Origin of the sequence: Bradyrhizobium sp. 159 (assembly GCF_023073795.1) — a bacterium.
Lineage (GTDB): Bacteria > Pseudomonadota > Alphaproteobacteria > Rhizobiales > Xanthobacteraceae > Bradyrhizobium.
In genome coordinates this window covers 1-18750 of sequence record NZ_JADPKE010000083.1, presented here as the reverse complement: position 1 = coordinate 18750, position 18750 = coordinate 1, and the positions used below count along the sequence as shown (strand labels likewise).

Annotated in this window: 18 protein-coding genes; 11 read left to right on the top strand and 7 right to left on the bottom strand. The window is 63.9% G+C overall.

The features are described from left to right. Positions 1 to 42: 42 nt before the first annotated feature. The 6 genes from IVA96_RS23020 to IVA96_RS22995 all read left to right on the top strand — a co-directional run bounded on the left by IVA96_RS23020 (position 43) and on the right by IVA96_RS22995 (position 6704). Complete coding sequence (locus IVA96_RS23020; protein WP_247278951.1) at positions 43 to 1536, top strand: D-alanyl-D-alanine carboxypeptidase family protein; 1494 nt, start codon at positions 43 to 45, stop codon at positions 1534 to 1536. A 190-nt stretch (positions 1537 to 1726) separates the two neighbouring features. Further along, positions 1727 to 3412, top strand: a complete 1686-nt coding sequence (locus tag IVA96_RS23015; RefSeq protein WP_247419369.1) for a long-chain fatty acid--CoA ligase — start codon at positions 1727 to 1729, stop codon at positions 3410 to 3412. Between the two features lie 14 nt (positions 3413 to 3426). Then, the gene (locus IVA96_RS23010; protein ID WP_247419366.1) at positions 3427 to 3981 is read left to right on the top strand and encodes a DUF924 family protein; all 555 of its coding nucleotides are present in this window, start codon (positions 3427 to 3429) and stop codon (positions 3979 to 3981) included. Positions 3982 to 4089: 108 nt separating this feature from the next. After that, positions 4090 to 4575 (top strand): peroxiredoxin, encoded by a 486-nt coding sequence (locus tag IVA96_RS23005; protein ID WP_247419363.1) that lies wholly within the window; start codon positions 4090 to 4092, stop codon positions 4573 to 4575. 139 nt (positions 4576 to 4714) lie between these two features. After that, entirely contained in the window at positions 4715 to 6187 is a 1473-nt protein-coding gene (locus tag IVA96_RS23000; protein WP_247419360.1) for an amidase, read from the top strand. A 163-nt stretch (positions 6188 to 6350) separates the two neighbouring features. Then, complete coding sequence (locus tag IVA96_RS22995; protein ID WP_247419358.1) at positions 6351 to 6704, top strand: nuclear transport factor 2 family protein; 354 nt, start codon at positions 6351 to 6353, stop codon at positions 6702 to 6704. Between the two features lie 144 nt (positions 6705 to 6848). On the opposite strand, the gene IVA96_RS22990 is transcribed toward IVA96_RS22995, so the two are convergent. Together IVA96_RS22990 and IVA96_RS22985 are read right to left on the bottom strand one after the other, a co-directional pair. Then, on the bottom strand, positions 6849 to 7937 hold the full coding sequence (locus IVA96_RS22990) for a Zn-dependent alcohol dehydrogenase (RefSeq protein WP_247419356.1): 1089 nt from the start codon (positions 7935 to 7937) through the stop codon (positions 6849 to 6851). Between the two features lie 68 nt (positions 7938 to 8005). Continuing rightward, positions 8006 to 9790, bottom strand: coding sequence for an acyl-CoA dehydrogenase family protein (locus tag IVA96_RS22985; protein ID WP_247419353.1), 1785 nt, complete (start codon positions 9788 to 9790; stop codon positions 8006 to 8008). Positions 9791 to 10012: 222 nt separating this feature from the next. On the opposite strand from IVA96_RS22985, the gene IVA96_RS22980 reads away from it, so the two are divergent. Both IVA96_RS22980 and IVA96_RS22975 read left to right on the top strand, forming a co-directional pair. Beyond that, positions 10013 to 10714: an SDR family NAD(P)-dependent oxidoreductase gene (locus tag IVA96_RS22980; RefSeq protein WP_247278959.1), complete on the top strand. Its 702-nt coding sequence runs from the start codon at positions 10013 to 10015 to the stop codon at positions 10712 to 10714. Between the two features lie 161 nt (positions 10715 to 10875). Further along, a complete protein-coding gene (locus IVA96_RS22975) occupies positions 10876 to 11706 on the top strand; it encodes an enoyl-CoA hydratase (RefSeq protein ID WP_247278960.1) in 831 nt (276 codons plus the stop codon). A 69-nt stretch (positions 11707 to 11775) separates the two neighbouring features. On the opposite strand, the gene IVA96_RS22970 is transcribed toward IVA96_RS22975, so the two are convergent. Together IVA96_RS22970 and IVA96_RS22965 are read right to left on the bottom strand one after the other, a co-directional pair. Next, positions 11776 to 12399, bottom strand: a complete 624-nt coding sequence (locus tag IVA96_RS22970) for a GNAT family N-acetyltransferase (protein ID WP_247278961.1) — start codon at positions 12397 to 12399, stop codon at positions 11776 to 11778. Positions 12400 to 12468: 69 nt separating this feature from the next. Continuing rightward, a complete protein-coding gene (locus IVA96_RS22965; RefSeq protein WP_247278962.1) occupies positions 12469 to 12672 on the bottom strand; it encodes a DUF1127 domain-containing protein in 204 nt (67 codons plus the stop codon). A 110-nt stretch (positions 12673 to 12782) separates the two neighbouring features. On the opposite strand from IVA96_RS22965, the gene IVA96_RS22960 reads away from it, so the two are divergent. After that, positions 12783 to 13682 carry a transcriptional regulator GcvA gene (locus IVA96_RS22960; RefSeq protein WP_247278963.1) on the top strand — a complete coding sequence of 300 codons (900 nt, stop codon included), beginning with the start codon at positions 12783 to 12785 and terminating at the stop codon, positions 13680 to 13682. 144 nt (positions 13683 to 13826) lie between these two features. Continuing rightward, positions 13827 to 15158 carry an MFS transporter gene (locus IVA96_RS22955; protein WP_247278964.1) on the top strand — a complete coding sequence of 444 codons (1332 nt, stop codon included), beginning with the start codon at positions 13827 to 13829 and terminating at the stop codon, positions 15156 to 15158. Positions 15159 to 15241: 83 nt separating this feature from the next. On the opposite strand, the gene IVA96_RS22950 is transcribed toward IVA96_RS22955, so the two are convergent. The 3 genes from IVA96_RS22950 to IVA96_RS22940 are packed head-to-tail and all read right to left on the bottom strand — an operon-like array spanning position 15242 to position 17903. Further along, the gene (locus tag IVA96_RS22950) at positions 15242 to 15655 is read right to left on the bottom strand and encodes a Rieske (2Fe-2S) protein (protein ID WP_247278965.1); all 414 of its coding nucleotides are present in this window, start codon (positions 15653 to 15655) and stop codon (positions 15242 to 15244) included. Between the two features lie 52 nt (positions 15656 to 15707). Then, on the bottom strand, positions 15708 to 16820 hold the full coding sequence (locus tag IVA96_RS22945) for an amidohydrolase family protein (protein WP_247278966.1): 1113 nt from the start codon (positions 16818 to 16820) through the stop codon (positions 15708 to 15710). Between the two features lie 24 nt (positions 16821 to 16844). Beyond that, positions 16845 to 17903, bottom strand: a complete 1059-nt coding sequence (locus IVA96_RS22940) for an amidohydrolase family protein (protein WP_247278967.1) — start codon at positions 17901 to 17903, stop codon at positions 16845 to 16847. A 178-nt stretch (positions 17904 to 18081) separates the two neighbouring features. On the opposite strand from IVA96_RS22940, the gene IVA96_RS22935 reads away from it, so the two are divergent. After that, positions 18082 to 18564: a CinA family protein gene (locus tag IVA96_RS22935; protein WP_247278968.1), complete on the top strand. Its 483-nt coding sequence runs from the start codon at positions 18082 to 18084 to the stop codon at positions 18562 to 18564. The last annotated feature ends 186 nt before the right edge of the window (positions 18565 to 18750 follow it).

Below are 18750 nucleotides of genomic sequence, written 5' to 3'. Positions count from 1 at the left end.
ACCGCCCGGAACCGGGGGGTCTCCAAGGACCGGAATCGGATAGTGCACGCCCTTCGCCCGCTGCTTCGCAAGTCGCTGTTCAACCTGTTCGCTGCGAGCCTCGCATGCGCCGCATTGCTCGCTCCGCGCGCGGCGAGCGCCGAAGCGCTGCTGCTGATCGAGGCCGACAGCGGCAAGGTGTTGCAGGCCGATAATGCGACCATTCCATGGTACCCTGCGTCCGTTACCAAGATCATGACCGCCTATGTGACGCTGAAGGCGGTCAAGGACGGCAGGCTCACGCTCGACACGCTGCTCACGGTGTCGCCGACGGCAGCCTCGCAGTCGCCATCGAAGATGGGTTTCCGCCCGGGAACGCAGCTCACGGTCGACAACGCCCTGAAGATGATGATGGTCAAGTCGGCGAATGACATGGCCGTGGTGCTTGCCGAAGGCGTCGGCGGATCGATCGACGGCTTCTCCGCGATGATGAACGACACCGCGAAGAAGCTCGGCATGACGCAGACGAGCTACGTCAATCCGAACGGCCTGCCCGCCGACGGCCAGATCACGTCCGCGCGCGATCTCGGAATCCTGGCGCGCGCGTTCCTGCGCGACCTGCCGGAATACGAGTACTTCGTGCACATCCCGGCGATCCGCTTCGGCAAGCGCATCACCGGCAATTTCAACAAGCTGATCGGCCGCTATCCCGGCGCCGACGGTTTCAAGACCGGGTTCATCTGCGCCTCCGGCTACAATCTCGTGGCATCGGCCACGCGCAACGGCCGCCGGCTGATCGCGGTGGTGCTGGGCGCCAATTCCGGCACCGCGCGCGCGGTGAAGGCGGCGCAGTTGCTCGAGCGCGGCTTCGCTCAAGACAATCTCACCTGGCTACGACCCTCGCTCGGCACCGTCGACAATCTCGTGCCGGTTGACGCCTCGCCGCCGAACCTGCGCGACGAGATGTGCGGACCCAACCGCAAGCGGCCGGCCAGCGACGACGACGATGCGTTGATCGCGGCCAATGGCGGGGCGACCGGATCGGCCTCGGCCACCGGCGGCGAAGCCCAGGTCACTTTCTTCACGGCCGGCCTTCAGCCGCCCCTGATGAAGGCCTCCGAGTTGATGGCCTCTGCTCCGGCGGCCACGGAGCCCGTGCTGGTCTATACCGGCCCGACCCGCACCGGCACGGCGCTAATCGCCGCGGTCGCGGCCGATGCCGACCAACAGACGGTGGCGAAGCCGCGTGGCAAGAAGTCGCGCGTCGCCAAGAAGCCTGACGCCGCCGCCAAGCCGAAGGACGGGAATAAGGACGCAAGCAAGGAATCCAAGACAGCGGCGGCGAAGCCGGCTGCCAAGCCTGAGGCCAAGAGCGATACCAAGAGCGACGCGAAGGCCGCAGCCAAGCCGGCCGGGACCAAGCATGCCGCAGCGAAGCACGATGCGGCGGCGAAACCCGCCGAGAAACCGGCGGCAAGCGGCGATCAGGCTCCCAAGCCCGCCAAGCCCAAGGCCGCGACCAAGCCTGCCGCCGCCAAGCCGGCCAACAACAGTTAACGGCCACTCGCGGCTGGACCGCGCCCGCACTTCGCACCTGCGGCAGCGCGCTCAGTGAGGATTCCGGTAGCTACTCCCCGACCTTTGCCCTAAGCCTCGACGGCTTGCCACCCGTTCCGGCAGGCTCGATACTGACGGCAACGAGGCAAGCCCGAGACACAACGGGCTCAGTTAGATGAGGGGAGTTTCCATGGAGCGCATCTGGCTCAAGCAATATCCGCCCGGCGTGCCCGCCGATATCGAGCCGACGCAATACGCATCGCTGGTCGACCTGCTGGAGGAGAGCTTCACCAGGTTCGCCGACCGCAAGGCGTTCATTTGCATGGACAAGTCGATCAGCTATCGCGACCTCGACCAGATGTCGGTCGCGCTCGCCGCCTATTTGCAGGGCCGCGGGCTGCAGCGCGGCGCGCGGGTCGCCCTCATGATGCCGAACGTACTGCAATATCCGGTCGCGACCGCCGCCGTGCTGCGCGCCGGTTTCGCGGTGGTCAACGTCAATCCGCTTTATACTCCGCGCGAGCTCGAGCATCAGCTCAGGGATTCCGGCGCCGAGGCCATCATCGTGCTGGAGAATTTCGCCCACACGGTCGAGCAGGTGATCGCGAAGACACAGGTCAAGCACGTCATCGTCGCCAGCATGGGCGACCTGCTCGGCTTCAAGGGCGTGATCGTCAATCTCGTCGTCCGCCGCCTCAAGAAAATGGTACCGGCCTGGTCGCTGCCGGGCGCAGTGTCCTTCAACGACGCGCTCTCCGCCGGCCGCGGCATGACCTTCAGCAAGCCAAAACTCTCGCCGGGCGACGTCGCGTTCCTGCAATATACCGGCGGCACCACCGGCGTCTCCAAGGGCGCCACCCTGCTCCACCGCAACATCGTCGCCAACGTCCTGCAGAACGACGCCTGGCTCCAGCCGGCGCTCGCCGCGCCGCCGCATGTCGATCAGCTCATGATCGTCTGTGCGCTGCCGCTTTATCACATCTTCGCGTTGACGGCCTGCTACCTGCTCGCGGTGCGCGCCGGTGGCTGCAATCTCTTGATCCCCAATCCGCGCGACATCGCCGGTTTCGTCAAGGAGCTGGCGAAATACCAGGTCAACAGCTTCCCGGCCGTGAACACGCTCTACAACGGCCTGATGCATCATCCCGACTTCAAGAAGCTCGACTTCTCCAAGCTGAAGATCTCCAACGGCGGCGGCATGGCGGTGCAGCGCCCCGTCGCCGAGCAGTGGAAGGCGATCACCGGCTGCTTCATCGCCGAAGGCTACGGCCTGTCGGAGACCTCGCCGACGCTGACCTGCAACCCGGCGACGGCAACAGAGTTCTCGGGCACGATCGGCATCCCCGTGCCTTCGACCTGGATCTCGATCCGCGACGACGACGGCAACGAAGTCCCGCTCGGCCAGCCCGGCGAAATCTGCGCCAAGGGTCCGCAGGTGATGTCGGGCTATTGGAACAAGCCGGAGGAGACTGCCAAGGTGATGACCGCTGACGGATTTTTCCGCACCGGCGACATCGGCGTGATGGACGAGAAAGGCTACACCAAGATCGTCGATCGCAAGAAGGACATGATCCTGGTCTCCGGCTTCAACGTCTATCCCAACGAGATCGAGGAAGTCATCGCGACCCATCCTGGCGTGCTCGAATGCGCCGTGATCGGCATCCCCGATTCCAAATCGGGCGAAGCGGTGAAGGCGTTCGTGGTCAAGAAAGACCCCAACCTCACGGCCGAGGACGTGATCAAGTTCTGTCACGAGCAGCTCACCGGCTACAAGGTGCCCAAGCACATCGAATTCCGCACCGACCTGCCGAAGACCAATGTCGGCAAGATCCTGCGCCGGCAGCTGCGCGACGAGAAGAAGGCGGAGGCGGCGTAAGGCCGCTTTCATTCATGCTGAAGGTCGGCGACATCACGCCATCCGACGTTCTCGCCTTCTGGCGCGAGGCCGGCCGCGAGCGCTGGTATGAGCGCAACGACGCTTTCGACGCAGAGGTCAGGCGCCGCTTTCTCGGCCTGTGGCAGAAGGCGGCCGCCGGTGAGCTCGCATCATGGGAGACGAGTGACGAGGGCGCGCTCGCGCTGGTCATCGCGCTCGACCAGTTCCCCCGCAACATGTTCCGCGGCACGCCGCAAGCCTTTGCCAGCGATGCGCTGGCGCGCGATGTTGCCCGCCGCGCCATCGAAAGGGGCACAGATCGCAAGGTCGATCCCATCCTGCTCGAATTCCTCTATCTGCCCTTCATGCATTCCGAGCACCTGAGCGACCAGCTGCATTGCGTCGCGCTGTTTCAAAACACCGACAATGCCGAGAACCTGAAATACGCTCGCGAGCACGCCGACATCATCCAGCGTTTCGGCCGCTTCCCCCACCGCAATCGCCTTCTCGGCCGTGACACGACTGTGGAAGAGCAGGCCTTCCTCGACGGCGGCGGTTTTGCAGGCTGATGACATCACGGTGAACGACCGGGGCCTCGCCGCTTCCGCCGCCCGCAAATATTGTGCAGGCCCGCGCCACGGTCTAAAAGGCGGGACCGATATTCAGGGAGACTGACGATGACCATCCAAGTTGGCGACAAGCTGCCCGAGGCGAAATTCCGTGTGATGACGGCGGAAGGTCCGCAGGTGAAGACCACCGACGATATCTTCAAGGGCAAGAAGGTCGCGCTGTTCGCGGTGCCCGGCGCCTATACCGGCACCTGCCACAAGATGCATCTGCCGAGCATCTTCCTCAATGCCTACGCCATGAAGGACAAGGGCGTCGACACCATCGCCATCGTCTCCGTCAACGACGCCTTCGTCATGAACGCCTGGAAGCGCGAAACCGACCAGCGCGACGAGGCCATCTTCCTCGCCGACGGCAATGCGGATTTCACCAAGGCGATCGGCATGGAGCTGGATGCCTCGGCCAACGGCCTCGGCATCCGCTCCAAGCGCTATTCGATGCTGGTCGAGGACGGCGTGGTGAAGAAGCTGAATCTCGAGGCTATGCCCGGCAAGGTCGAGGTCTCCGGCGGCGATGCGCTGCTCGGCCAGCTGTAAGGCAGCCAACCCTTTCAGCCTATCTGATGCTGTCATGCCCCGCCACGGCGGGCATGACAGCGTCAACCGCGATCAAACAGCCGTTGCGGCATTGGGCCAAACTGCGCATCATCCTCCGAAATATGCACAGGAGCATGCCTTGGCCAAATCGCAATGGAGTTTCAAGACCGCAGTCGAGCTGTCGAGCGCGTTGACCACCAAGAAAGTCTCCGCGGTCGAGCTCACCCAGGACGCGATCGACCGCATCGAACGTCACGACGGCAAGATCAACGCAATTTGCGTGCGCGATTTTGATCGCGCACTTGTTGCGGCGCGCGAGGCGGACGCCGCATTGGCGCGCGGCGAACGAAAACCGCTGCTGGGCCTGCCCGTCACGGTGAAGGAATCCTTCAACGTCGCCGGCCTACCCACGACGTGGGGCTGGACGCCGCAGAAGGATTTCAAGCCCGCGGAAGATGCACTGTCGATCACCCGGGTGAAAAACGCCGGCGGCATCATCCTCGGCAAGACCAACGTTCCCGTCGGCCTGGGGGATTGGCAGAGCTACAACGACATCTATGGCGTCACGAACAATCCGTTCGATCTCGGCCGCACGCCCGGCGGCTCATCGGGCGGCTCGTCTGCGGCGCTGGCGGCCGGCTATGGACCGCTCTCACTCGGCTCCGACATCGGCGGCTCGCTCCGGGTGCCCGCCTTCCATTGCGGGGTCTATGCGCACAAGCCGACCTACAATCTCTGCCCGACGCGCGGCCACACGCCGCCGCCATTTCCCGCCATCCCGATGGAGCGCGACATGGCGGTGATCGGTCCGATGGCGCGGAGTGCGGCCGATCTGCCTCTGCTCCTGGAAGTGATGGCAGGGCCGGATCCGCTGGACCTCGGCATCGGATACAGGCTTGCGTTGCCGGAGGCGCGACATCACACGCTGAAGGATTTCCGTGTGCTCGTGATTGACAGTCACCCGTTGCTGCCCGCGAATGCCGACATTCGCGGCGCGATCGACAAGCTGGCGGGCCAATTGGCGAGCATGAGCGCCAGCGTCGCACGCGAGAGTCCGCTGTTTCCCGATTTTACGGAAGCCTCGCGCCTCTACATGCGCATGCTGATGAGCTTTCTCGGCGCGTTCTTTTCGCCGGACATTCTCGCCGGCGCACGTGCCGGGGCGGCGCAGCTCTCACCAGAGGACAAGAGCCTTGCCGCCGAGCGGCTGCGCGGCATGACCTCCACGCACCAGGCCTGGGTGTTCGACGAGGGCGCCCGCGCCGGGCTGCGCGCGCAATGGCGGCAATTGTTCCGGACATTCGATGCGGTGATCTGTCCGATCATGCCGACGGCGGCCTATCCGCATGATCATTCGCCCCAGCAGGAGACGCGCCGGATCAATATCGACGGCAAGGACTTTGCCTATCCGGACCAGCTTGCCTGGCCCGGCATCGCCACACTGACGGGCTTGCCCGCAACGGCCATTCCGCTCGGCCTGTCGAAGGACGGCCTGCCGGTGGGCGTGCAGATCATCGGGCCTTTCCTCGAGGATCGCACGCCGCTGAAGCTCGCCGAGCTGATCGAGCGCGAGTTCGGCGGGTTCGTGCCGCCGCCTTTGTTCAATGACTAGTCGCTTTCGTCATTGCGAGGAGCTCTTGCGACGAAGCAATCCAGACTGTACCCGCAGAGACATTTCTGAATTGCTTCTCTTTGCTCGCAATGACGGCGGAAAAACAACATCGAGATTCCGGGGCTAGCGCTACGGGCATCTCGGATGGCAGGAGAGAGAGGTCATGAGCAACGATCTCGAACAGCTCACCGCGCTCAACCGCGACTATGTCGCTTCGGTCCAGAACTGCGACGTCAAGCGCTTCGACGAGATCCTGGCGCCGGAGTTCTACTGCTCCAATCCCGACAAGACGCTGGTCGATCGCACAGCCTTCCTGGAACAGACGGCGCGGCCGATCGCGATCCGCAATCTGCATGAGCACGACGTCATCATCCGCATCATGGGCGATTTCGCCATCATCCACGCCGCGACGAGCTACACCATGGCGGACGGCCAGTATGCTACCGGACGATATACCGATTGTTGGGCGAAGCAGAACGGCAAGTGGCTGGCGGTGTCCGCGCACGTGTCGCGGTGAGTTAGGCAAACAGCCGGCATCCTCAGCGCTGTCATGCCGCGCGAAGGCGGGGCATTCAGTACTCCGCGGCGGTTCGTTCACGCAAGTTCCGCCGCGGGGTGTGTCATCGCCCGGTCAAGGCCGGGCGATGACACAGTCGTTGTGTCAGCTATCGAACACGATCACGCTGCGCAGCGTCTTGCCGGCTTTCATGTTGGCAAAGCCCTCGTTGATCTCGCTTAGCTTCAGCTTGGCCGAGATCCAGTCCTCCAGGTGTAGCCGCCCGCGCAGGTAGAAGTCGACCAGGCGCGGCATGTCGACGCGGAAATGGTTGGAGCCCATCGAGGAGCCCTGGATCTTGCGCTCGCGCAGGAAGTCGAAGCCGTGCAGCTCGATCTTCTGTCCGAACGGGATCATGCCGACGATGGTGGCGGTGCCGCCGGAGGCGAGCATGCCGAACGCCTGCTCGGCGGTCTCCTTGCGGCCGAGCACCTCGAAGGAATGATGCACGCCGCCATTGGTGAGGTCGCGCACCTGCTTCACGACGTCACCATCGGCGGGATTGATGATGTCGGTCGCGCCCAGCTTGGTCGCGAGCTGCAGCTTGGCCGGATTGGTGTCGATGGCGATGATGCGGCCGGCGCCGGCGATCTGCGCACCGTTGATCGCGGCCATGCCGACGCCGCCGCAGCCGATCACCGCCACGGTCTCGCCGGCCGTCACCTTTGCCGTGTTCACCACCGCGCCGTAGCCGGTGATAACGCCGCAGCCGATCAGCGCGGCGAGATCGAGCGGCATTTCCTTCCGGATTTTGACGATCGCGTTCTCGTGCACCAGCATCTGCTCAGCGAAGGACGAGAGGTTGAGAAACTGGTGCAGCTTCTCAGGCTTCGCCCACTGCATCCGGTCGGAGACGCCCGGCAGCATCTTCACCGTCGTGTCGGTGCAGAGCACGGTGCGCCCCGTCGTGCAATTGTCGCAAGTGCCGCAGAAGACCGAGAGGCAGGTGACGACGTGATCGCCCGGCTTAACGTAAGTGACGTCGGAGCCGACCTGTTCGACCACGCCTGCGGACTCGTGCCCAAGCACCGCGGGTAACGGATGCGGATAGAGGCCTTCCATGAAGTGCAGATCGGAATGACAGAGCCCGGCAACTGCGGTGCGGATCAGGACCTCGCGCGGGCCGGGCTTCGGCAGGCTGATGTCCTCGATGACGAGCGGCTGATTGATTTCATAGAGGACGGCGGCCTTCATCGGTCTTTCCTCATGCTGTTTCGTTGAGTGCATTCCTCACCTCTCCCTATGGGAGAGGTGAAAGGAGCCTACGCCGCCAGAACCAGTTCGCCAACCTCGCTCATGGTGGCGTTGCGGTCGCCGAGCAGCAGCGCGGCGATCTTCTGCTGCACTGGATTTTCCGTCAGCCGGAACGGATCGCTCGGCAGGACGCGATGGTCGATCACGAGCCGCGACAGCAGCAGCCGGCGCGCGTCGCCGCGCATGTCGTGGATGCGATGCGATTCCCAGGCGAGCGCGACGGCGCTCGCGACATGATAGAGCAGGCTGGTGGCGCGCCGCGCATCGGCCTCGTTGTCGACCTTGGCCGCGACCTCTCGTGCGAAGCCGACGGCGCGGTCGGTGAGGCCGCGCAGATTATCGCGCCAGGCCTGTGGCACGGAGACGCTGTCGTCGAGCCGGGCATGCAGATCGGCCGCGAGCGCGGACTCCGCGCCATGACGGCCAACCGCGCGCCGCAGCGCATCGATCGCGACAATGTTGCCGGTGCCTTCCCAGACCGAGCCGAGATGCGCATCGCGCAGCAGGCGCGCGGTGGCGAATTCCTCGATATAGCCGATGCCGCCGCGCATCTCGAGCGCATCTCCGCAGACCTTTCGCGCGTCGCGCGTGGCGCGGAACTTCAGCGTCGGAGTGAGAATGCGCAAGAGCGCCGCCGCATCCTGGCTGCCGGCTTCGGCGCGGTCAAGCGCGTCGGCGGTGAGGAAGCTCATCGACAGCGCTTGCTCGACCGGCAGCATGATTTTCAGCATCTGCCGGCGACCGAGCGGCAGGTCGATGATGCGATTGCCGAACACCACGCGGTTCTTCGCGACGGCAAGCGCGTCGTGATAGGCCCGGCGCATCAGCGCGGTGGATTTGACACCATTTGAGAGCCGCGACGAGTTCACCATCTCGGCCATCTGCACGAACCCACGGTCGAGCTTGCCCACGGCGTAGGCGATCGCGCCTTCGAGCTTGATCTCGCCCGAAGCCATCGAGCGGGTGCCGAGCTTGTCCTTGAGACGCACGATCCGGTAGCTGTTTTGCGAGCCGTCGTCGAGGAAGCGCGGCATCAGGAACAGGCCTACGCCCCGCGTGCCCGGGCCGGCGCCTTCAGGACGCGCCAGCAGCATCACGATCTTGGCGTCGGCGTTCGAGCAGAACCATTTTTCGCCGTAGAGGCGCCAATGGTCGCCTTCCTGCACCGCGCGCGTCGTCAGCGTGCCGACGTCGGAGCCGCCTTCTTTCTCGGTCATGAACTGGCCGCCCTGGGTCAGCTTGCTCATGTCGGTCTGGGTCAGGCCATCCAGATATTTCGCCTTCAGCGCTTCACTGCCGAAATTCGCCAACAGTTTTGCGCAGCCGTCGGTGACGTTGATCGGGCAGCCCATGCCGAATTCGGTCTGGTTGAACAGGAAGGTGAAGGCGTGCTTGGCCACCACGGGATATTTGTCCGGCCAGCCCATGATACCCTTGCGCGTCGAAAGCGCGTGGATGCCGAATTCGCCGAACGCGGCCTTCTCCAGCTCGCGATAGGCCGGATGATACTCGATCCATTGTATGTCGCGGCCGAACTTGTCGCGCTGATGCAGGATGGGCGTGTGCCGGTCGGCAAGCCGCGCGCATTCGTCGAGCTGGCCGCCGGCGAGTTCGCCGAGGCGATCGAGATGCGGCTCGATATGGCGGAACAGCGTGTCCGGCAGATGGATGCGCAAGAGGTCCGTCAGTCCGGGATCGGCGCGGTAGAAATTCATGCCAGTGGTATCGGGTGCCAGCAGGCCGGACGGCTCGACCGCGATACGTGTTGGCGGCGCTGGGATGGGCTTGTGCATGATCGTCCTCTCGTTTCCGCCCGCCGGCAATTTTTTGCGCTTGCCGCTTGGGATGATGTCGATCATGCTCCAGAGGCGAATGCGGATAAAGCCGCAAATCGTCAGGGAGGCATGATCGCCGTGAGGGAGCAATTCACTCTGCGGAATTGTGACCGCCCCCGGCTGGTCGTCCGCGCAGACCATGCTTAGATCAACGGCTCCTTGTCTGCGAGAGATCACGCCATGGAACACCCAAAATACAGGATCGCGCTCATTGTCGGCGCCGGCGAAGGATTGAGCGCCTCGCTGGCAAGGCTCCTTGCGGCCCAGAACATCCGCGTCGCCCTTGCCGCGCGCAAGATCGAGAAGCTGGGCGCGCTCTGCACCGAGACCGGGGCCAAAGCCTATGCCTGCAACGCCACGGAGCCAGAGGAGGTTGAGCGATTGTTCGGCCTGGTCGAGCGCGAGATCGGCACGCCCGATCTCGTCGTCTACAACGCCAGCGGGCGCACGCGCGGACCGCTCGTCGATCTGGTCCCTGCCGATGTCGCGCACGCTATCGCGGTCAGCGCTTATGGCGGCTTCCTGGTGGCGCAACAGGCGGCCAAGCGTATGCTGCCGAACAGGCACGGCGCGATCCTGTTCACCGGCGCCTCCGCCAGCGTCAAGGGCTATGCGCAGTCGGCATCGTTTGCGATGGGCAAGTTCGCGCTGCGCGGTCTCGCACAGAGCATGGCGCGCGAATTGTCGCCGCAGGGCATCCATGTCGCGCATTTCGTCATCGACGGCGCTATCCGCAGCGCGACGCGGACCGAGCCGGCCGACAAGCCGGACTCGATGCTCGACCCTGACGCCATCGCGCAGAGCTATTGGAACGTGTTGCAGCAGCCGCGCAGCGCCTGGAGCTGGGAGCTGGAGCTGCGGCCATGGGTTGAGACGTTTTGAGGCGCTGTTTTGAGGCAATAACGTCACAACAATCGTCATTGCGAGCGAAGCGAAGCAATCGAGATATCTTCGCGGAGACAAACTGGATTGCTTCGTCGCCAGCGCAGACTTGCTTCGCAATTTGTCGCGGGCTGCTCGCCATGACGAAGAGAGGGAGCGACATGACCACGGAAACCACCATCGATACCGGTACCAACGAGCTGCTCTGCGTCATCCGCGAGCGCGTCGCTGTCATCACGCTGAACCGGCCGGAGGCGCGCAACTCGCTGTCCGATACGTTAACGCCGGCGCTGCGCACGATGATCCGGAGCTGCGGCGAGAACCCTGATGTCGGCGCACTGCTGCTCACCGGCGCAGGCGAAGCGTTCTGCGCCGGCGGCAACGTCAAGGGCATGGGTGCGCATCGCGATTCAAAGAAGCTGGAGATGTCGCTTGAGGATCGCATCGCCGATCTCCAGGAGCGGCAGCGCCTGCTCACCGGCGCGCTGGTGTCGGTGCGCAAGCCCACCATCGCCGCCCTACCCGGCCCCGCAGTCGGCGCCGGGCTTGCCATCGCCATGGCCTGCGACATCCGCATCGCCGCGCAATCTGCGTTCGTTGTCACCGGCTACGCCCGCATCGCGCTCAGCGGTGATTACGGCATCGCCTGGCTGCTGACCCGGCTAGTCGGCACCGCGCGGGCACGCGAATTGATGTTCACCGGCGATCGCGTCGATGCCGCGCGTTGCGAGGCGATCGGCCTCGTCAATCGCGTCGTGCCCGACGACTTGCTGCAAGCCGAGGCTTTCGCGCTGGCCAAATCGCTCGCCGAAGGCCCTCGCCTCGCGCTGCGCTACATGAAGGACAATCTCGACGAGGCCCTGCTCTTCGACTTCGAGACCGCGCGCGACCACGAGGCCGAGCGGCTGGTGCGCCTCACCGCGACCGCCGATCACAAGGAGGCCGTGCAGGCCTTCATCGAGAAGCGCAAGGCGGTGTTCACGGGGAAGTAGGCCGAAGGAGACTGCGTGAAGGCAAAAAAATGCCCGGCTCTGGCTTCGCCAGGCCGGGCTCGGAGTGTATCAAGCCGAGGCTGAGGGGCTGTCGGCCTGACGGGAAAGAGCGGCGAGGCGCCAGCTCGCACAGGGAATGTCTTTCGGTGCGACCGCGATCTTCTTGTCGAAGCGCACCAGCTTCCAGTCGTCGGGATGATTGACGAAAGCGAAGCCGGATTTGCGGGCGAGCGAGATCATGGTTTCGTTGGAGCGCAGCGTTTCGCCAAAGATGTGCTCGGCGCCCAGCGCAGCGGCGCGGCATTCCAGGTTCTTCAGAAGCGCAGTGGCGATCCCGTGACCGTGCCAGCGGTCGTCGACCGACAGGCCGAACTCGACCGCTGCGGTCTCGGCATGGAGCGCATAGCGCATTTCGGCGACGATAGTCTCGAAGCCGTCGACCATCATGGTCGCGACCACGGTGAAGCGCTCGCGCTCTCCGACATCGAGGAAATCGTGCAGGAGCCCCTTCGGTAATTCGCTGATCGCGCCGAAGAAACGGTTGTAGCGGGACCGCGTCGAGAGCGACCGGAAATAGTGCTGGAGCTCCTCAGTGTCGCGCGGCTCGACGAAGCGAAGCTTGAACGTCTCACCTTCCCGGGTGCGCAGCGTATCGGAATATTGCCTCAGGTCTTCCAGACGAAGCGTACTCATGACACATGCCGCAAAGGGAAAGGGACCGCCGGCGCCCCTGTGATCAGGCGGCGCCGGCCTGGCGGCCGATCAGGCCCGCCAGAAGGGTTTGTCGGCTTCATAAGCCACATCGCTCCAAGTCAGGCCGACGTCCTGCAGATCACGCGCAGTCCAGTTGGTGAGTTCGCGCCGGGTCCGGTAGCGTTCGTGCCAGATATGGAGGGTGTCGCCGATCTGGTGAATCAGGCTCGGCGCATGATGATTTGTCATCGAATTTTGGGTCAAGGTAGACATCTTCAGCTCCTGGAGCTAACCTGACCGCTAATATCTGCTTGCTGCTGCGCCGCGACAAACGACAATTTGTACCTTTTCGCATGAAATAACGTCATGCACCCTGCTGCCAAATGACTGCCAGATTGCCATCCCTGAACGGATTGCGAGCGTTCGAGGCCGCCGCGCGCCATCTCAGTTTCACGCTGGCGGCGACCGAACTGAACGTGACCCAGACCGCGATCAGCCATCAGATCCGAAGGCTGGAGGAGGAACTCGGCATCCGCCTGTTCGTCCGGCAGAACCGCGCGCTGACGCTGACGCCGGAAGCGCGTGACTATTTGCCGGGCGTCCGCGCTGCCTTCAACGATCTCCGGCTCGCCACCGACCGGTTGCTGCGCAAGGACGACGACAAGGTGCTGACCGTGTCGACGCTGGCTTCGCTTGCCGCCAAATGGCTGCTGCCACGGCTGACCGATTTCCAGGAGCAGCACCCCGGTATCGACGTCCGTATCACCACCTCGACCAGTCTTGTCGACTTCCAGCGCGACGACGTCGATGCCGCGATCCGCTACGGCCGCGGCCAGTGGCCGGGCTTGCGCGCCGATTGGCTGATGGCGGACGAGCTGTTTCCGGTGTGCAGTCCCTCCCTGCTGCGCGGCGACAAGCCGCTACGCCGCCCCGAAGACCTGCGAAACCATTCGCTGCTGCACACCTCGAACGCCAACAGCGACGACTGGCGGCTGTGGCTGACGGCGGCGGGCCTGCCAGCCGATATCGCCAGGCAGCCTGGTATCACTTTCGACATGATCTTCATGACCATCCAGGCCGCGATCGACGGCATCGGCGTCGCGATGGGCCGGACCTCCTACGTTCAGGACGACATCGCCAAGGGCCGCCTCGTGGTGCCCTTCAAGATCGCGCTGCCGGCCGATGCCGGCTTCTACCTGGTCTCGCCGGAGGGCCGCCGCGAAGCGCCGAAATTGACCGCGTTCCGGGACTGGATGATCGCCGCAACGCAAAACAAGGCCTGAAAAATCATCAGCTTCCCCGGCAAAACCGATTGACTCGCCTCCCACCCTGCGGGAAGGGGTATGACAGATTGTCGCAGCATCAATCTGTCGCCTTGCCGTGAAGACGAGTTCCGGCCGGCCACGCTTTTCCAAGGGGAGACCGCAATGGCTGGATCAGCCGCATCGACCAATCCACCCGCAATCAAGTCGCGCATCGGCGCAATCCTGCGTGCCACCTCCGGCAATTTCCTCGAGCAGTTCGACTTTTTCCTGTTCGGTTTCTACGCCGCCGCGATCGGCAAGGCGTTCTTTCCCTCCGGCGATGAAACGGCGTCGCTGCTCAACACCTTCGGCGTGTTCTGGCTCGGCGCCTTGATGCGCCCCGTCGGCGCGATCGTGCTCGGCGCATACATCGACCGCATCGGCCGCCGCCAGGGCCTGATCGTCACGCTCGGCATCATGGCCTTCGGCACCGTCGTCATCGCGTTCTGCCCGAGCTACGCGACGATCGGTATCGCGGCGCCCGTCATCGTGCTGATCGGCCGCCTGCTGCAAGGCTTCTCCGCCGGAGTCGAGCTCGGCGGCGTGTCGGTGTATCTTGCGGAAATCGCAACGCCCGGCAATCGCGGCTTCTACACCTCGTTCCAATCGTCGAGCCAGCAGGTCGCGATCTTCGTGGCTTCGATCCTCGGCTTTATCCTCTCCGAAATGATGCCGGCCGACACCGTCGCCGCTTGGGGCTGGCGCATTCCCTTCTTTGTCGGCTGCCTGATCATTCCGCTGATCTTCGTCCTGCGGCGGACGCTGGAGGAGACGCCAGCCTTCCTCGCCATGAAGAAGCACCCGACGGCCAGCGAGGTGTTCGCCTCCGCGCTCGCCAACTGGCGCATCGTCATGCTCGGCATGATGATCGCGATCCTGACCACCACGACGTTCTATTTCGTCACGGTCTACACGCCGACCTTCGGCAAGACCGTGCTAAAGCTGTCGACACAGGACGCGTTGCTGGTCACGCTGCTCGTGGCAGTCACCAACTTCATCTGGAATCCGGTCGGCGGTGCGCTGTCCGATCGCATCGGCCGCAAGCCGGTGCTGCTCGCCATCGCCGGCCTCTCGCTCGTCACCGCCTATCCTGCGCTGCACTGGCTGGTGGCGGCGCCGACTTTCGGCAAGCTGCTCGCGGTTGAGATGATGTTTTCGTTCTATTTCGGCGTCTACAGCGGCACCATGCTCGGTGCTCTCGTCGAGATCGTGCCGGCGCATGTGCGCACCACCTGCTTCTCGCTTGCGTTCGCGCTCGCCGCCGCGCTGTTCGGCACCTTCACGCCGCTCGCTTCGACCTGGTTGATCGAGCGGACCGGCGACAAGGCTTCGCCCGGCTTCTGGCTGATCTTCGCAGCCCTCCTCGGCATCATCGCGGCGTCGACGGTGTATCGCGGCGGCGGCAAGGCAGTACCGACATACGATGCGGTGCCGGAGCCAGTGGCGGGACACTGACGGTCACTCCGGAGGCACGCTCCTTCACCTCTCCCGTAAAAACGGGGCGAAGGAGCACGTCTCCGCTGCGGTTGCAGTTCGAGCTACAATTCCACCACCACGTAGTCGCTCTCGACCTTCACCGGGATAGTCTCCGCGACATACGGCCCCTTCACCACGGTCGCGCCCGGCTCGACATGGGCCGGATAGGCCTTCACGCGGAAGCGGCGAGGATCGCAATAGGACTGGCCGGTGCGGATGTCGAACTCCCAGCCGTGCCAGGGGCAGCGGATGATCTCGCCGAGTTTCGTATATTGGATCTCGCCGGGATCCTTCGATTGCGCGAGGCCGATCAGCGGGCCCTCGCACAGCGCCGCGCCTTGATGGGGGCAGCGGTTCATCAGGCCGAAATACTCGCCCTTGACGTTGAACACCGCGATCGGCCGTCCGTCGATCTCCAGTAATTTTCGCGTGCCCGGCGGAAGCTCGTCGACCGCGGCAATCACATGACGCGCCATATCTGTGTTTTCCGCATGATCTTATCGAAAAACCGCTTCACACTTTTTCGGATCATGCGGCTAGTCCGTAGAGCTTCTTGGCATTGCCTAGATAGAATGCCTCGCGATTGGCTTCGCTGACGCCGGCCGGCAGCACGCGCGAGGGCTCATCATAGTCCCAATGCGGATAGTCGGTCGCAAACAGGAGGCGATCCCAGCCGATCCAGTTGATGACGTCGAACAGCTCCTCGCGGCACTCCGGGTCCTCCATCGGCTGCGTTGTCCACCACACCTGCTCGCGGATATATTCCGACGGCGGCCGCTTCACATGTGGCACCTCACTGCGCAGCCGCTGCCAAGCCTTGTCGAGCCGCCACGCCAGCGACGGCGCCCAGCCGAAGCCGGCTTCGATCATCACCATCTTCAGTTTCGGGAACCGCTCGAACACACCTTCCAAAACCAGACTCGCGAGCGCCGATTGCTGGCACTGCGAATGTCCCACCATCTCCTCGATGTAGTAAGAAGGCCAGCCCGACGGCGTGATCGGATTGCCGCCGAAGCCGAAGGCGTGCACGCCGACGGGAAGGCCGGCTTCTTCTGCGGCTTGATAGATCGGCCAGTAGCGGCGCTGCCCGAGCGGCTCGACGTTGCGGCTGAGCAGCAGCACCTGAACGAAATTCTTGTCGCCGGCACGTTCGCGGATTTCGGCGGCGGCCGACAGCCCATCTTCATTGCCGACGACAATCGAGGCCTTTAGGCGCTTGTCCTTGCTGGTCCATTTGTCGATCTGCCAGTCGTTGATCGCCGAGCACAGTGCGGCCGAGAGTTCGTGATTGCGGATGCCTTGGCCGGTGTTGAGCGGATTGAGCACGCCGAGCTGCACGTTGTTGGGGTCGAGCAGTTGCTTCTGCATGAAAGACAACGAAGAGCCCTGCGGGCCGCCTTCCGGCGGATAGGCGTCGCGGCGCGAGGCGTTGGGCTGGGCCTTCGGATAGGGCGGGCCTTCCATCATGCCCTGATAGGCGTGGACGCCATAGATGTCGAGGTGATGCTGCCAGCGTTTGGCGAGGTAGGGATAAAGCTCGGTGTGGGTGGCGCGGGCCGGATGGATGTCGCAATCCGCGATCGCGGTCTTCGCAGTCAGTGGGGAAGCAGCTTCTGGACTTTCGCGAAACTGGATATTCATCGCCTTGCCTCCTTTGGCAGCGGGCTAAGTCAGGCGGGGATACGTCGCATACGGATTGTCGATCATGATCTTGCGCACGAGATCGGGGGACAGACCTTCGGGCAGCGCGTCCTGGCCGTCAAACTGCCAGTGCGGATAGTCCGTGGAGAATAGGACCAATTCGTCTGACTGCATATGATCAAACAGGCGAATTAATGTCTCCGGTTCCGGCGGCGCATCAAAGGGCTGTAACGAGAAGCGAATGTTGCTGCGCACAATCTCCAGCGGCGCGCGATCGACCCAGGGCGTCTCCATCCGCACCCCGCGCCAGAACTTGTGCAGGCGCCAGAGATAGGGGGCAATCCAGGAGACGCCGGACTCCAGCATCACCATTTTCAGCCGCGGATATTTGGCGAACACGCCCTCGACGATCAGGCTGGTGAGCTGGGTCTGGAACGCCTGGGCCTGACCGACATAATCCTCGATGTGATAAGACCCCCACCCCACAGCAGTGGGCGGATTGTGGTAGGCGGAACCGGCGTGGACGCCGACCGGGAGTTCCAGCCGCTCCGCAGCTTCATAGATCGGCCACAGCGCACGCTTGCCGAGCGGTATGTCGCCCATGACCAGCATGAGCACCTGCACGAAGCGGCGATCTTGCGCGCAGCGCTCGATCTCGGCGACCGCCTTCTCGACGCTTTGCGTGGGGATCACGATCGAGCCGCGCAGGCGCGGATCGCGATCGAGCCACTCCTTCACGAGCCAGTCGTTCAGTGCGCGGCAGAAGGCCGCCTGCATGTCCTCGGAGAACACCATCTGCACGCCGTACAGAGGATTGCAAATGGCGAGCTTGAGCTGGAAAGGATCGAGCACGTGGCGCTGCATATCCTGCAGGCTTTCGCCGGGCTTACCTTTCTCGGGGCGCCAATCGGGCCGCGCCACGATCGGCGAGTTCTGCGGATAGGATTGCGAGACGAGATCGACCATGCCGCGCGTCGTCACCTGATCGCGCCAATAATCGTTCAGGTACGGCAGCAGACTGGTCAGATGCGGCACGGCGGGATGCACGTCGCAATCGACAGCGCCGGCGATCAGGGACGCCATGACATCTCCTTCACGTTTCCCTGTGGAGTTCTTAATCTCGTCTTCTCGCGGGCAGCGCCTAGCCGCTCCGCTTTGTCTCCGCCATTCAAGCAGGCCTGCCCGCCGCCTGCAACTCGGCCAATGCTTCCGTCTATGCTAGCAAGGCTGAGCACAGTTGCGAGGATCAGAGGTGAAGGACATGAAAGAACTCGTCGGCATTGCGGAACAGGTCGCGGCCAAACTGATCGCGCGCAAACAGACGATTGCGGTGGCAGAATCCTCGGCCGGTGGCCTGATCTCGGCCAGCCTGCTCGCCGTGCCCGGCGCGTCCGCCTATTTCCTCGGTGGGGCCGTGGTCTACACGCGCGACGCGAGGCGCGTGCTGATGGATATTTCGGACGACGGCATGAAGGGCTTTCGATCCTCATCGGAGCCCTACGCGAAACTGCTTGCCGAGCGGATGCGAACGCGCTTCGGGTGCGACTGGGGCCTGTCCGAAACCGGCGCCGCCGGTCCCACCGGCAACCGCTACGGCGACGCCGCCGGCCATAGCTGCATGGCGGTGGCGGGCCCTACGGCAGAGGTGATGACGCTGGAGACGGGCAGCAACGACCGGTTCGGCAACATGCAGGTGTTCGCGGCAGCGGCGCTGAGGTTGTTGCTGAAGAAGCTGCAAGCCTGACGCAAGGTAGGGCGATCGCATATGACTTTTGGAGGCGCCTGAGCGCACGCCTCGTCCTTCGAGACGACCGCTTCCAGCGATCTCCTCAGAGCCTGACTCAAAAAGCGCGTGGACGCTATCAAGGTCTGGCTAGACGGCGAATTAGGAGCCTTAGATGGGCGGCGAGCAGCCAAGCGAGCTCGGTAG

What these genes read in the sequence shown, in the direction of transcription:
- IVA96_RS22955 (WP_247278964.1), top strand. Translation starts at nt 13,827, where the DNA reads ATGGCTGGATCAGCCGCATCGACCAATCCACCCGCAATCAAGTCGCGC.
- IVA96_RS22960 (WP_247278963.1), top strand. Translation starts at nt 12,783, where the DNA reads ATGACTGCCAGATTGCCATCCCTGAACGGATTGCGAGCGTTCGAGGCC.
- IVA96_RS22950 (WP_247278965.1), bottom strand. Translation starts at nt 15,655, where the DNA reads ATGGCGCGTCATGTGATTGCCGCGGTCGACGAGCTTCCGCCGGGCACG.
- IVA96_RS22985 (WP_247419353.1), bottom strand. Translation starts at nt 9,790, where the DNA reads ATGCACAAGCCCATCCCAGCGCCGCCAACACGTATCGCGGTCGAGCCG.
- IVA96_RS22935 (WP_247278968.1), top strand. Translation starts at nt 18,082, where the DNA reads ATGAAAGAACTCGTCGGCATTGCGGAACAGGTCGCGGCCAAACTGATC.
- IVA96_RS23010 (WP_247419366.1), top strand. Translation starts at nt 3,427, where the DNA reads ATGCTGAAGGTCGGCGACATCACGCCATCCGACGTTCTCGCCTTCTGG.
- IVA96_RS22965 (WP_247278962.1), bottom strand. Translation starts at nt 12,672, where the DNA reads ATGTCTACCTTGACCCAAAATTCGATGACAAATCATCATGCGCCGAGC.
- IVA96_RS22990 (WP_247419356.1), bottom strand. Translation starts at nt 7,937, where the DNA reads ATGAAGGCCGCCGTCCTCTATGAAATCAATCAGCCGCTCGTCATCGAG.
- IVA96_RS23005 (WP_247419363.1), top strand. Translation starts at nt 4,090, where the DNA reads ATGACCATCCAAGTTGGCGACAAGCTGCCCGAGGCGAAATTCCGTGTG.
- IVA96_RS23015 (WP_247419369.1), top strand. Translation starts at nt 1,727, where the DNA reads ATGGAGCGCATCTGGCTCAAGCAATATCCGCCCGGCGTGCCCGCCGAT.
- IVA96_RS22995 (WP_247419358.1), top strand. Translation starts at nt 6,351, where the DNA reads ATGAGCAACGATCTCGAACAGCTCACCGCGCTCAACCGCGACTATGTC.
- IVA96_RS22980 (WP_247278959.1), top strand. Translation starts at nt 10,013, where the DNA reads ATGGAACACCCAAAATACAGGATCGCGCTCATTGTCGGCGCCGGCGAA.
- IVA96_RS22970 (WP_247278961.1), bottom strand. Translation starts at nt 12,399, where the DNA reads ATGAGTACGCTTCGTCTGGAAGACCTGAGGCAATATTCCGATACGCTG.
- IVA96_RS22945 (WP_247278966.1), bottom strand. Translation starts at nt 16,820, where the DNA reads ATGAATATCCAGTTTCGCGAAAGTCCAGAAGCTGCTTCCCCACTGACT.
- IVA96_RS22940 (WP_247278967.1), bottom strand. Translation starts at nt 17,903, where the DNA reads ATGGCGTCCCTGATCGCCGGCGCTGTCGATTGCGACGTGCATCCCGCC.
- IVA96_RS22975 (WP_247278960.1), top strand. Translation starts at nt 10,876, where the DNA reads ATGACCACGGAAACCACCATCGATACCGGTACCAACGAGCTGCTCTGC.